The 11,478-nt window shown below is 59.4% G+C and carries 13 protein-coding genes; 11 read left to right on the plus strand and 2 right to left on the minus strand.

All coding sequences use genetic code 11. The features are described from left to right. Nucleotides 1-2: 2 nt before the first annotated feature. Nucleotides 3-833: a p-hydroxycinnamoyl CoA hydratase/lyase gene (locus PSEUDOMOFG3G_RS14135; RefSeq protein WP_003202420.1), complete on the minus strand. Its 831-nt coding sequence runs from the start codon at nt 831-833 to the stop codon at nt 3-5. Nucleotides 834-1,049: 216 nt separating this feature from the next. Between PSEUDOMOFG3G_RS14135 and PSEUDOMOFG3G_RS14140 the strand changes: the two genes are divergently transcribed. The 9 genes from PSEUDOMOFG3G_RS14140 to PSEUDOMOFG3G_RS14180 all read left to right on the plus strand — a co-directional run bounded on the left by PSEUDOMOFG3G_RS14140 (nt 1,050) and on the right by PSEUDOMOFG3G_RS14180 (nt 7,940). Then, on the plus strand, nt 1,050-1,538 hold the full coding sequence (locus tag PSEUDOMOFG3G_RS14140; RefSeq protein WP_047226534.1) for a MarR family winged helix-turn-helix transcriptional regulator: 489 nt from the start codon (nt 1,050-1,052) through the stop codon (nt 1,536-1,538). A 57-nt stretch (nt 1,539-1,595) separates the two neighbouring features. Continuing rightward, the gene (gene pnuC / locus PSEUDOMOFG3G_RS14145; protein WP_047226535.1) at nt 1,596-2,159 is read left to right on the plus strand and encodes a nicotinamide riboside transporter PnuC; all 564 of its coding nucleotides are present in this window, start codon (nt 1,596-1,598) and stop codon (nt 2,157-2,159) included. Beyond that, complete coding sequence (locus tag PSEUDOMOFG3G_RS14150) at nt 2,156-2,680, plus strand: AAA family ATPase (protein ID WP_047226536.1); 525 nt, start codon at nt 2,156-2,158, stop codon at nt 2,678-2,680. Before pnuC ends, PSEUDOMOFG3G_RS14150 begins: the two co-directional genes overlap by 4 nt. A 320-nt stretch (nt 2,681-3,000) precedes the next feature. Continuing rightward, entirely contained in the window at nt 3,001-3,450 is a 450-nt protein-coding gene (locus tag PSEUDOMOFG3G_RS14155; protein ID WP_047226537.1) for a hypothetical protein, read from the plus strand. Nucleotide 3,451: 1 nt separating this feature from the next. Continuing rightward, nucleotides 3,452-4,030 (plus strand): adhesin, encoded by a 579-nt coding sequence (locus tag PSEUDOMOFG3G_RS14160; RefSeq protein ID WP_139050352.1) that lies wholly within the window; start codon nt 3,452-3,454, stop codon nt 4,028-4,030. Between the two features lie 63 nt (nt 4,031-4,093). Beyond that, nucleotides 4,094-5,065: a hypothetical protein gene (locus PSEUDOMOFG3G_RS14165; protein ID WP_047226539.1), complete on the plus strand. Its 972-nt coding sequence runs from the start codon at nt 4,094-4,096 to the stop codon at nt 5,063-5,065. Between the two features lie 65 nt (nt 5,066-5,130). Then, on the plus strand, nt 5,131-5,811 hold the full coding sequence (locus PSEUDOMOFG3G_RS14170; protein ID WP_139050353.1) for a C39 family peptidase: 681 nt from the start codon (nt 5,131-5,133) through the stop codon (nt 5,809-5,811). A gap of 58 nt (nt 5,812-5,869) precedes the next feature. Then, on the plus strand, nt 5,870-6,616 hold the full coding sequence (locus PSEUDOMOFG3G_RS14175; protein WP_139050354.1) for a hypothetical protein: 747 nt from the start codon (nt 5,870-5,872) through the stop codon (nt 6,614-6,616). Between the two features lie 46 nt (nt 6,617-6,662). Next, nucleotides 6,663-7,940 (plus strand): transporter, encoded by a 1,278-nt coding sequence (locus PSEUDOMOFG3G_RS14180; protein ID WP_139050355.1) that lies wholly within the window; start codon nt 6,663-6,665, stop codon nt 7,938-7,940. Between the two features lie 119 nt (nt 7,941-8,059). On the opposite strand, the gene PSEUDOMOFG3G_RS14185 is transcribed toward PSEUDOMOFG3G_RS14180, so the two are convergent. Beyond that, nucleotides 8,060-9,385, minus strand: a complete 1,326-nt coding sequence (locus PSEUDOMOFG3G_RS14185; protein WP_047226543.1) for a sigma-54 dependent transcriptional regulator — start codon at nt 9,383-9,385, stop codon at nt 8,060-8,062. 340 nt (nt 9,386-9,725) lie between these two features. Between PSEUDOMOFG3G_RS14185 and PSEUDOMOFG3G_RS14190 the strand changes: the two genes are divergently transcribed. Together PSEUDOMOFG3G_RS14190 and PSEUDOMOFG3G_RS14195 are read left to right on the plus strand one after the other, a co-directional pair. Beyond that, nucleotides 9,726-9,992 carry a hypothetical protein gene (locus PSEUDOMOFG3G_RS14190; RefSeq protein WP_047226544.1) on the plus strand — a complete coding sequence of 89 codons (267 nt, stop codon included), beginning with the start codon at nt 9,726-9,728 and terminating at the stop codon, nt 9,990-9,992. Nucleotides 9,993-10,179: 187 nt separating this feature from the next. Beyond that, a complete protein-coding gene (locus PSEUDOMOFG3G_RS14195; RefSeq protein WP_139050356.1) occupies nt 10,180-11,469 on the plus strand; it encodes a hypothetical protein in 1,290 nt (429 codons plus the stop codon). Nucleotides 11,470-11,478: the final 9 nt, after the last annotated feature.

An 11,478-nucleotide genomic window follows, 5' to 3' on the forward strand; every position in this document is an offset into this window, starting at 1 on the left:
TCTCAGCGCTTGTAGGTCTGCAACCCCGGCTTGATGCTCTTGTCGTCGAGGAACTGCTTCATCCCCTGCTCGCGACCACCCTCGGTGTCGAGCAGGCGCGACTGATCGAGCTTGGCATACAGGTAATCCTCATTCTGCTCCCACGTCAGTTCGCGGCAGCGTTTGAACCCGTGCTTGGCTGCTCGCAACACCACCGGGTTTTTCTCCAGCAGGTTACGCGCCAGCTCAACGGTGACTTCGCGCAGTTGCGCCAGGGGCACGCTTTCGTTGACCAGTCCCATCTCGGCGGCTTTCTGCCCGCCAAAGGTTTTGCCGGTCATGATGTAGTACAGCGACTGGCGATGGCCCACGGTATCAGCCATGGCCTTGCTGACCAGATTACCGGGCGGGATGCCCCAGTTGATTTCCGAAAGGCCGAAGGTCGCCTCGTCAGCGCAGATCGCCAGGTCACACGCCACCAGCGGGCTGAAGCCGCCACCGAAGCACCAGCCATTGACCATGGCAATGGTCGGCTTGGCGTACATGCGCAGCAGTTTCCATTGCCACTGGGAGGCTTCGCGACGGATTTTTTCTTGCAGGATTTCAGGCCCGGCATCCACTTCGCGGAAATACTCCTTGAGATCCATGCCGGCCGTCCAGGCATCACCGGCCCCGGTCAGCACCAGTACACCGGCGGCCGGGTCCTGCTCCAGGGTTTCCAGCACGTCGATCATCTCGCGATTGAGCGTCGGACTCATGGCGTTGCGTTTTTCCGGACGATTGAGGGTGACCCAGGCAATGCCTTCCTCGATATCGACCTTGACCGTTTTCCAGCGACCTTCGTAATTGCTCATGGCGGGCGTGCTCTCTTGTTCTTGGCTGAAGATGAGCAAAAATTAAACTCGAAAACTAGTTATGTCAATTAACTATTAATCCATTTATCTGTATTTTTCCCAACGGACAGGACAAAGCGACAAATCACGATTTCGATATCCACCATAGCCATCGCGCTTCAACCTCGGCAAAATGGATAGCCTTGTTAATCACTCACCTTGAGGATGCTCCCTCCGATGGCCAAGTCTTCCAAGCTTGCCGAACCCGCCGAGCCCCAGGCCAGCGGTACCGACGCACAGGCCCCGCTGGACTCCGCGCTGGATGATCTGATCGGTTACGCCCTGCGTCGCGCCCAGTTGAAACTGTTCCAGAACCTGATCGGTCGACTCGCCATCCACGATCTGCGGCCCGCCCAATTTTCGGCCCTGGCGATCATCGACCAGAACCCCGGCCTGATGCAGACCGATCTGGCCAAGGCCCTGTCGATCGAACCGCCGCAAGTCGTGCCCCTGTTGAACAAGCTGGAAAGCCGGGCACTGGCCGTGCGGGTGCGGTGCAAGCCCGACAAACGCTCCTACGGGATATTCCTGAGCAAAACCGGCGAAACCCTGCTCAAGGAACTCAAGCAAATCGCCGCACAGAGCGACCTGGACTCCACCTCAACGCTTGACGGTGCCGAGCGCGAAGAATTGCTGCGCCTGCTCAAGAAGGTTTACCAGGCATAGAAAAACGGGCGCCAGCGTTTACAATCGCCGCCTTCTCCTACTACCCAAGGAATCGCCATGTCCGGGCTTGAACTGTTTGCCGCAGCCCTCGGCGTGATTGCTGTCTGGTTGACCGTCAAGCAGAACCCCTGGTGCTGGCCGATCGGCCTGGTCATGGTGCTGCTCTATAGCTGGATCTTCTTCGAAGTGAAGCTGTACTCGGACATGTTGCTGCAGTGTGTCTACGCCGTACTGCAACTCTATGGCTGGTACCAATGGACTCGTGCGGGGCAGCATCATGAGGGGCGACAAATCACCCGTCTGGGCGCGCCTTCAGTATTGCGTGGCCTGGCGGTCGGCGCGGCAGGCAGCCTGATGCTGGGTGCTGCCATGGCGCACTGGACCGACGCCGCCCAGCCCTGGCTCGACGCTGCACTCACCGGTTTCAGTCTCGTGGCGCAGTGGTGGATGGCGCAAAAACGCGTGCAATGCTGGCCGTTGTGGATCGCCCTGGACATCATCTTCGTGGGCTTGTTCATCTACAAGGACCTGTACCTGACCGCCGCGCTCTACGCTTTGTTCACGCTGTTGGCCGTACAAGGCTGGCGCGAATGGCGCGCCGACCCGGTCCTGCGCACATGAAGGTGATGGTGCTCACCGGCCCGGAGTCCAGCGGCAAGAGCTGGCTGGCGGCGCAGTTGCAGGAGCACTTCGGCGGCTTGCGGGTGGACGAATACGTTCGCCACTTCATGGAGCAGAATCCGCGTGAGACCCGCCTGTCAGACATCACCGATATCGCCGCAGGACAGTTGGCCTGGGAAGACGCAGCCCGCGCCGGTAAACCACCGTTGTTGATCCTCGACACCCACCTGTTGAGCAACATCCTCTGGAGCCAAACCCTGTTCGGTGACTGCCCAAGCTGGCTGGAGCCGGCCTTGCTGGCCCGCCATTACGACTTGCACCTGCTGCTGAGCCCGCAACAGGTCGAATGGACGGGCGACGGCCTGCGCTGCCAACCCGAACTGGAAGACCGAATGAGGTTTTTCGAGGCTATCGAGCAATGGCTGGTTCGGCATCAGCAACCCTTCCAGGTTATTGAAGGCGATTGGGCGCAACGTCGGGAACGGGTGTTTGCAACCGTGACTCGACTGCTCCAAGCCTGATTTACCCCTCTGTTTGTACCACTCTTGAAACACCCCAGTCTTGGCAAACCCGGCTCCAGAGCACTTCGATGGTTTTTCCAGTGCCTTTGTCAGGTTCTTGAAACACCTGCTGCGAAGCCTTGAACCAGAGCCAAGCGATAGCGCCCGGCCATTAGCCTTCTATCGGCCTGTCTCACGGATGAAACAGGTGCTGGGCGAAATTCCTCTGAAATATACCAACCCATTGAATTTGATAGATTTTTTATAACCGGCACAACACCTGCTCTTCCTCCTTCGCAACGCTGGACCAAGGCCAGCCCACCGAAGAAGGAATCGATGCCGTGGGGACTTTCAATAGAAGCTTGACCTGCATGCTGTTGATCGGCTGCGCCGCTGGCGCGACGTTCAGCCTCCCCGTGCAGGCCGAGGGCAACGGCGTCATTGTGCTCACCCGTGACGTACAGCCCGTTCATATCGGTCGCAACGGTGGCAAAGACCCCTACCCGAGCACCGTCAACGCCAACCCATCTGATCGAGTCAATCAAGCGACCGCCAGCATTGAGCTGAGCGACGGCGAATTCGCCAGCGTCGCCAGCGGCTCGTCGATCCGCAACGCCGTGAACCCGAACAACACCGGCGTACAAGGTCTGAACATCGTGACCAACCCCAACGGCTTGCCGGGCATGCGCGCCGGTCACGGTGGCGGCAACGGTGGTGCCATCTCCGGCACGATCAACCGCTCGCTGAGTTCAGGGCTGGCCCCGCTGGGCCGGCTGGCCGGAGGTCAGTGACATGAAGCCAACCCTGTTTCTGCTTGCCCTGCTCGGCTCGTCCACCGCGTTCGCCGATCCGGGCGCGGCGGTGATCAGCAATGCCAATCTGCAGGATTCCGGCAGCCGCTATACCGGCAACTTCAACGTCAACCAGGCCGCTGGCGATCAGACCCAGCAGACCAACACCCGGGCGATCGCCATCGGCACTCACGCCCAGGCCACCACTGTCGTGCGTCAACGACTGGACACCGCGGCCGACCCGTCGATGAACGCAACGGCCCGCATCGGCGGCAGCTCATTTAGCAACGGCAACGGAGTACTGGGCGTGAACCAGTCCGCCGGGGCCAACAACCAGATGGCCAATGTCATGCGGGTGGGCATCAGTGCCCGGCCGCAGAGCATCGACGATAGCGCCCTTTCTCAACAGAACGTGGCGTTGTTACCAAACTCAGGAGCAACTGGCACCCCAACCGGCAGTCGCCAGGTCGTCACCAGCGACCAGGCCTTCACCGGCAGCCGAGGGGTTATCCAGGTGAACCAGAGTGCCGGGGTGGGGAACCGCATGGCTAACACCCTGAGCATCCGGGTCGCTGACTGACCCGAAAACCGTGGGCATAAGAAAGTACTGACACTTAACCAACGACACGCAAGGAGAAACACCATGAAACCAACAATGGCACTTAAACCATTGGTTTTCGCTCTCGCCGCTGTCATGGCAATGGCTGCACAGGCTGATGGAAACGGACGTGGCAACGGGCATGGCAATCACGGTCCGCAAGGTCCGTCGTTTGAACAACTGCTTTCGATCACCGCCGGGGCTAGCGCGACCGTGATGGATGAGCAGAACAGCGACGGCAACGTGGTGACCAACCAGGCCACCCGCAACACGGCTGAAGCCGCTGACTCGCTCAATGGCAGCAACGGCAATATGGGCGCCAACATCGCCGCCGGCGATGGCAACCAGCAGGACAACGCCGCCGCCATTGCCACCGCTGACGAAGCATTCATCTTCGGCTCGGCGGTCGCGACCTCCAGCGCCATGCAGGTCAATAACAATAACTACGTCAAAAACAACTCGACCCGAAACAACGCCTCGCTCACCAATGCGGGCAACAATGGCTCCGGCAACATCGGCATCAACGTGACGGCCGGCAACTTCAACCAACAGAAAAACAACCTGGCCATCGCTGTATCGGGCGGACGTGTCGCAGAGGCCGCAGCCTCGGCTGATCAGTCTTCCACCGGCCTTGTGGTCGACAACAAGGGCGTACGGACCTACAAGACCGACACCCTCACCAGCACCTATGCCGCTTCCGGCACCTTCAAGGCCAAAGGCACCGGCACCGTCGAAGACGACGACCATGGTGGCTGGGGCAACAGAGGCGGATACGGCGGCGGTCACGATGACGACAAGTTCAAGTTCTCCGCCGTGGGCACTTTCGAACTGGCCGGCAGCAACACTCAACAAGTGCTGACCCGCGATGGCTGGAAAAACCCTGTCATCAACAACGCGACCATGACCAACTCCATGAACGGCTTCTCCGGTAACGGCGGCGCCAACGTGTCGGCGGGCGTGGGCAACCAGCAAAGCAACTCGCTGTCCATTTCGGCCGGTTGCAGGGCTTGCATGTAAGCGCGATCGAAACGAAGCCCCGGAAACGGGGCTTCTTTCCCAGGTGTGCATAAGGCGTATCGATCATGCGAGCGGCAGCCCTTTCTCTGCTCCTTTGTCTGGCCGGCGTGGCTGAAGCTGCGCAAATGCCGGTCGCTGCCCTACCCGGCGGCATGTTGGTCTACAAGCCAGTACAGAGTGTGCGCGAGCGCAAGTTCAGTGACATCGTCGAACAGAAAACCGATTTCAGTTGCGGCGCCGCCGCGCTGGCCACGGTACTGCGCCAGGCCTATTGGCTTGACGTGGATGAAGAGCACGTCATCAAGGGCATGCTGGTCAAAGCCGACCATGACCTGGTCCGCACCCAGGGATTTTCCATGCTCGATATGAAGCGCTACGTGGAAAGCATCGGCATGCGCGCCCGGGGCTACCGGATACCGCCAGAAAAGCTCGAGGCAGTGACAATTCCGGTGGTGGTCCTGATGGACATCCGTGGCTACAAGCACTTCGTGGTATTGCAGCGAGCCGACCGGCAATGGGTCTATATCGCCGACCCCGTACTGGGGCACAAGCGCTACGCCCATGATGATTTCGTCAAAGGCTGGAACGGTATCGTGTTTGCCATCGTCGGCCCGGGTTACGACAAGACCAACGCACTGCGTACCCCTCCGCAACCGCTGACGGCGCGTAACAAACTGGACGGGTTCAATCCGGTCAAAGATGCAGAGCTGATGGATTTTGGTTTCATACAGAGCGACTTTTTCTAATCGCCGACCAATCGCCAACCATAAGTACAAAAGGAGCAGGAAGCTCCGGGAGCAGCACATGAAAACTTCACGCTGGCTGGTGTTTGCCAGCCTTGCCGCGGCTGTGTCGGGCCATGCCCACGCCGGATTCAAACCCATCGAAGTCAAGGATCAGGAGCTTGCCGAACTGCGTGGACGCTATGTCATGCCCGGACGGGTCATCAGCTTCGGCATCGTCATGAGCAGCACCTGGCGCAACGCCAGTGGCGACCTGATTGGTGCGAGCAGTTCCATGCAAATCCAGGCGGCCACCGTCAAACCCCAGTTCTATGTCTCAACGATCAAGCAGACCGGCAATGGCCAGGCCCCGCAACAGGGCAGCGGCAACATTGTCGGTGGCGCGGGCCTGGCCGGTGGCCAGGGCGTGACCCAGAGCGTGCGCGCCGCGGGCGATGGCAATTCCGCCTACAACAGCGTCAGCATCAACGTCAGGGAAAGCAACCAGGCACCCGCATTGGTGCCTGCTCAAGGCCAACTGCTGAGCAAAGGCCAAACCATCAGCGGCAGCAACGCCGCCGGCAGTGTCGCGGTTACCGCCACCGGCAGCGGCGTGCAGATGGCGATCCAGGCCAACCACAACCAGGGTAGTTCTCTGCAACAAGTCGCCCAGGGCGGCTTGCTGCAAAACACTCGCTTGCTGGGTAACAGCAACCTGGTCAACAACATGACGCAACTCAACGTGGTGTTGAACAACAACGGCCTCAGCGCCGGGGCTTTGGACTGCAACCTGACCCAGCTGCGCGGACTGCGCAATCTCGGATATTGAACTACGCTGCCTTGCGACCACTGGGCAAATAGGGACGGCATATTTCATGTATCGATCCGTATCGTTGCGCGCTGTGATGTGCGTAAGCACTCTTTTACCGGCGCCCCTGCTGCAAGCAGCACCTGACGCCGACATTCAAGCACTGAAGCAGGAGCTTCTCGAGCTCAGACAACGATACGAGGTCCAGCAAAGAGCCCTGGCGGTACTCGAACAGCGAGTCCGCCAGGTCGAGGATCAACCCGCTGCTCCCCCGCCCAAGCGCCTGGCCAAATCCCCAGCCGACATGAAAGGCAACCAGACTGCGGCTGGCGGCGCAGCGGCCGGTGGCAGCGGTTACGGGCAGTCTCTGGCCGATGATTCGCAGCCCGCCCAGAGTGTCTCCAACCTCTATGACGAGGCCAGCGGCTTTTTTGGCGGTGGCAAGTTCAGCTTCGAAACCGGCGTGACCTATTCGCGCTACGACACACGACAATTGATTCTGAACGGCTTCCTGGCCCTGGACTCGATTTTCCTGGGCAACATCAACCTGGACAGGATCAAGGCCGACACCTGGACCTTGGACCTCACCGGCCGTTACAACTTCGACAATCGCTGGCAGTTCGACCTCAACGTACCGGTGGTCTACCGCGAATCCACCTATCAGTCCGGCGGTGCCAACCAAGGGGCAGCCGGGGTGACCAGCGAAGAAACCGTTACCCGCGATCCCACCATCGGTGACGTCAACTTCGGCATCGCCTACAAGTTCATGGACGAATCGATCAACAGCCCGGACGCGGTGCTCACTCTGCGCGTCAAGGCACCAACCGGCGAGGAGCCGTTCGGCATCAAGCTGCGCCAGTCCCAGGCCAACACCAACCTGTTCGTGCCTGAAGACCTGCCCACCGGCAACGGCGTATGGTCGATCACACCCGGGATCTCGCTGGTCAAGACCTTCGATCCGGCAGTGCTGTTCGGCAGCCTTTCCTACACCCATAACTTCGAAGAGTCCTTCGACGACATAAGCTCCACCGTCAACCAGAGGATACCGGGCAAGGTGCGGATCGGCGACAGCTTCCAGATCGGCGCGGGCATTGCCTTCGCGCTGAACGAGAAGATGAGTATGTCGTTCTCGGTTTCCGACCTCATACAAAAGAAAAGCAAGCTCAAACAGGACGGCGGGGATTGGGAATCGGTGGTTTCCAGCGACGCCAATGCCGGCTACTTCAACATCGGCATGACCGTAGCCGCCAGCGACAACCTGACCATCGTCCCCAACCTGTCCATCGGTCTGACCGACGATGCACCGGACTTCACCTTTAGCCTGAAATTCCCGTATTACTTCTAACGCAGTGCCCTGTGGGAGCGAGCCTGCTCGCGGTAGTGGTAGATCAGTGACCTGTTGGTGACTGACACACCGCTACCGCGAGCAGGCTCGCTCTCACATCGAGTAGTGCAAGGGTTGATTCAGCGGATTTGATGCTTGTGCAGAAGCCGGTAGAACGTCGGCCGCGATATGCCCAGCACGCGGGCAGCAACACTCAGGTTGTCACTGTGCCGGTTAAGCACATCGCTCAGCGCCTGGCGCTCAGCACGGGTCTTGTAGTCTTCAAGGGTGCCCATCGGCGCCACCGGCCCTTGATGACCTGTCAGGCCAAGGTCCATCGCTTCGATCTGCCGCCCCTCGGCCAACACCAGGCCGCGACGTACCCGGTTGGCCAGCTCACGCACATTGCCCGGCCAGTCATGCTTGCCCATGGCCACCAACGCGTCTTCACTGAAACTGCGAGGCCGGCGACCGGTTTCCTGACTGTAGAAATGCGAGAAGTGGCTGGCCAGCATCGACAAATCGCCATGGCGTTCACGCAACGGCGCCATCAGCACCTGCAGCACGTTCAAGCGATAATACAGGTCTTCACGAAACAGCTTGTGCTCGATGGCGGCCTCCAGATCCACATGGGTGGCGGCCAAAATCCGCACATCGACGGCGATCGGCTGGCTGCCTCCGACCCGCTCGATGTGTTTCTCCTGCAGGAAACGCAACAGATTGGCCTGTAGCTCCAACGGCAGGTCGCCAATTTCATCCAGAAACAGGGTGCCGCCGTGAGCCGCTTCGATCCGCCCGATCTTGCGCTGATGGGCACCCGTGAAAGCGCCTTTCTCGTGCCCGAACAATTCCGACTGGATCAAGTGCTCCGGTATCGCGCCACAATTGATGGCAATGAACGGTTTGTTGCGCCGATGGGATTGGCGATGCAGCGTGCGCGCCACCAACTCCTTGCCGGTGCCGCTTTCACCGCGAATCAACACTGGCGATTCGGCAGGTGCCAGCTTGCTCAACAATTTGCGCAGCTCCCGAATGGGTTTGCTGTCGCCCAGTAATTCATGTTCGGGCTCATTGATGTGAATCGAGCCCTGTCCGCGCAAACGCGCCATGCCAAAGGCGCGGCCCAGAGTCACCTGAACCCGGGACACGTCGAATGGCAAGGTATGAAAATCAAAAAACCACTCGCAGACAAAATCCCCCACATTCTTCAGACGCAACACTTCCTGATTCAGCACGGCGATCCACTCGGTGCCGCTGCGACTGATCAACTCCTTGACCGCCTCCGGCCGTTCCAGATGAAAAGGTTGAAGTCGCAACAGGCCCACATCGCACGTTCGATCGCCCGCATGTTCCAGGGAACAACTCTCCACGTCCCAGCCAATGGTGCGTAATCCGGGCAACAGGCGATGGCAATCATCGCAGGGATCAACCACGAGCAGACGACGCGACGTACTGGCTTCGATCATGACTGATCCTTGGCGCCAAAATAAGGAATATGAGGAAAAACAGTCGTTTGGCGAACCTGCATGTAACAGTAGCAAGAAGTTGACACCTGCTTGTATCAATTGATTATCGAGTTCGCTTTAAAGTGGTTATAAGCGCGCGTTTCGTTAGTTGTCGCCCGCTGGAATCTTTCATCAAGCTTTCAAACAAAAGTCCAAAAGCCGGGTCTGAAAGAAAATCGAAATTTATTTAAGGAATGTGTGACCTGCCCCCCCTTACAAGACATCAGTACAAGTAACCAGCCGCCCGGTACGCCCAACCGACGGCACATCATTTGATTGGGCATACTTAAGAGATAACGCCATGAACGCCCCGCTCCGTATCAACGAAGCTCTTTTGATTGCCGACCGCGCCTTTCGTCCTTTTCAATGCGTGGCCTGGGCTCCACAAGACGGTAATGGTGAACTGAGCCTGACCGTCATTGACCGCACCAATACTCATATTGGCCGCACTCAGATTCCAAGCAGTGCCTACACCGACCCGGCCCAACTGGCTGACTGCTTGAAACAGGCCCGTGCCGAGTTGAGCCAGGAAGGCTACACCCTGCAATCCTGGTCCATGCCTGAGTAAATCCTTAGCGGTAAACCTGATGATGGATTGCAGGCTTTGCACTGGATCGAAAAGCCAGTGTTCTGGCACGATTCGCTGCTGTTTCTGCAGAGTCTGATAGTTGTGCATTGTCACATTCAGGGATTGAATGTTGCCCTCATGCAGTCGTCGCCCCTCCGGGCTTATCGACACGCAAGGAGAGGCATGCATGCTCGATCAATCCGCGTTTGCAATGCCGACGGCCGCGACCTGTGCCGGCCATCTCGACCCAGGCTTTGCCGATAACGGTAAAGCCTGGTTGCATTTCACCGGTAGCCTCGGGAGCCTGACCACGGGCCTGACGGTCGATCATGCCGGAAGGATCCTGGTGGCAGCCCGGATCGAAACGACCGAAGGCAGCCGGTTCGGGCTTGCACGGCTCAACCACGACGGTTCGGCTGACGCGAACTTCGGACACCATGGCTATGTGATCGGCTCTTTTGAGCGCGGCTTCGAAGCCACGGCAGGCAAGGTGATGGAATTACCCGACGGCCGTATCCTGCTGTCCGGTCTGCACTACGAAAACAGCGACCGCACCCTGCCCGCCATCGCGCTGTTCGATCAGCAGGGCCGCGCCGTTCAAAGCTTCGGCAGCGCCGGGCGGCAGGTCATACGGCTGTGCGGCAACCTCTCCCAAGGTCTGCGCGACACCTGGCTCCCACCCGGCGTACCAGGTCTTGAAGCCTGTGACATGCGGGTGCAGACCGATGGCCGGATCCTCATCCTCGCCAACCATCATTACCAATTATCTGACCATGTCGGCATCCTGATCCGGCTCCTGCCGGACGGCGCATTGGACACTTCGTTCAACAACCGCGGCTTTGTGATGGTCCGGCATCTGTTGAAAAACACTTGGCTGGGTTGTGTGGCGCTTCAGGCCGACGGCAGCATCGTGGTCGGCGGAGTGATTGACTTGCCCCAACAAGGTTTGATGGCCCGCTATGATCCCAGCGGCACACTGGATGACAGCTTTGGCGAGGACGGTTTCCTGTCCATCACGACCCAGCAGCACAGCGTGATGGTCAGCCAGATCGTCCAACTTCCAGACGGTGATCTGCAAGCACTGGGCAGCAGCCGCGACCCGATGCATTGCCTGTCGCTAAGAGTGGGCAGGGACGGCAAACCGGACCCTCGCTGCAATCAAGGACAGTGTCAGTTCCTGAAATTTGGCAACAGCGCCAGTCAGTGGACGGCGGCCCAGCTTCAAGCGGACGCAAAGCTAGTGACCGCTGGGGCCACCATCGGCGGTATCGAAACGGACTTCGTTCTGGCCCGGCACTTGCCGGACGCCAGCCTCGACCCGGATTTCGGCGAGGGCAGCGGTTGGGTCCGCACTCGGCTGGGCTACAGCCTCGACACCGCCACATCCCTGGCGCTGCAGGCAGACGGAAAGATCCTGGTGGGCGGCTGCTCTCTGCATGGCACGTATCGGGCGGTGGTGGTGCGGTACCGGCCCTGATGATTTGCG

Source organism: Pseudomonas sp. FG-3G (assembly GCF_901007645.1).
Classification (GTDB): Bacteria; Pseudomonadota; Gammaproteobacteria; order Pseudomonadales; family Pseudomonadaceae; genus Aquipseudomonas; species Aquipseudomonas rhizophila.

What these genes read in the sequence shown, in the direction of transcription:
- PSEUDOMOFG3G_RS14175 (WP_139050354.1), top strand. Translation starts at nt 5,870, where the DNA reads ATGAAAACTTCACGCTGGCTGGTGTTTGCCAGCCTTGCCGCGGCTGTG.
- PSEUDOMOFG3G_RS14140 (WP_047226534.1), top strand. Translation starts at nt 1,050, where the DNA reads ATGGCCAAGTCTTCCAAGCTTGCCGAACCCGCCGAGCCCCAGGCCAGC.
- PSEUDOMOFG3G_RS14185 (WP_047226543.1), bottom strand. Translation starts at nt 9,385, where the DNA reads ATGATCGAAGCCAGTACGTCGCGTCGTCTGCTCGTGGTTGATCCCTGC.
- PSEUDOMOFG3G_RS14150 (WP_047226536.1), top strand. Translation starts at nt 2,156, where the DNA reads ATGAAGGTGATGGTGCTCACCGGCCCGGAGTCCAGCGGCAAGAGCTGG.
- PSEUDOMOFG3G_RS14190 (WP_047226544.1), top strand. Translation starts at nt 9,726, where the DNA reads ATGAACGCCCCGCTCCGTATCAACGAAGCTCTTTTGATTGCCGACCGC.
- PSEUDOMOFG3G_RS14165 (WP_047226539.1), top strand. Translation starts at nt 4,094, where the DNA reads ATGAAACCAACAATGGCACTTAAACCATTGGTTTTCGCTCTCGCCGCT.
- PSEUDOMOFG3G_RS14160 (WP_139050352.1), top strand. Translation starts at nt 3,452, where the DNA reads ATGAAGCCAACCCTGTTTCTGCTTGCCCTGCTCGGCTCGTCCACCGCG.
- PSEUDOMOFG3G_RS14135 (WP_003202420.1), bottom strand. Translation starts at nt 833, where the DNA reads ATGAGCAATTACGAAGGTCGCTGGAAAACGGTCAAGGTCGATATCGAG.
- PSEUDOMOFG3G_RS14195 (WP_139050356.1), top strand. Translation starts at nt 10,180, where the DNA reads ATGCTCGATCAATCCGCGTTTGCAATGCCGACGGCCGCGACCTGTGCC.
- PSEUDOMOFG3G_RS14170 (WP_139050353.1), top strand. Translation starts at nt 5,131, where the DNA reads ATGCGAGCGGCAGCCCTTTCTCTGCTCCTTTGTCTGGCCGGCGTGGCT.
- pnuC (WP_047226535.1), top strand. Translation starts at nt 1,596, where the DNA reads ATGTCCGGGCTTGAACTGTTTGCCGCAGCCCTCGGCGTGATTGCTGTC.
- PSEUDOMOFG3G_RS14180 (WP_139050355.1), top strand. Translation starts at nt 6,663, where the DNA reads ATGTATCGATCCGTATCGTTGCGCGCTGTGATGTGCGTAAGCACTCTT.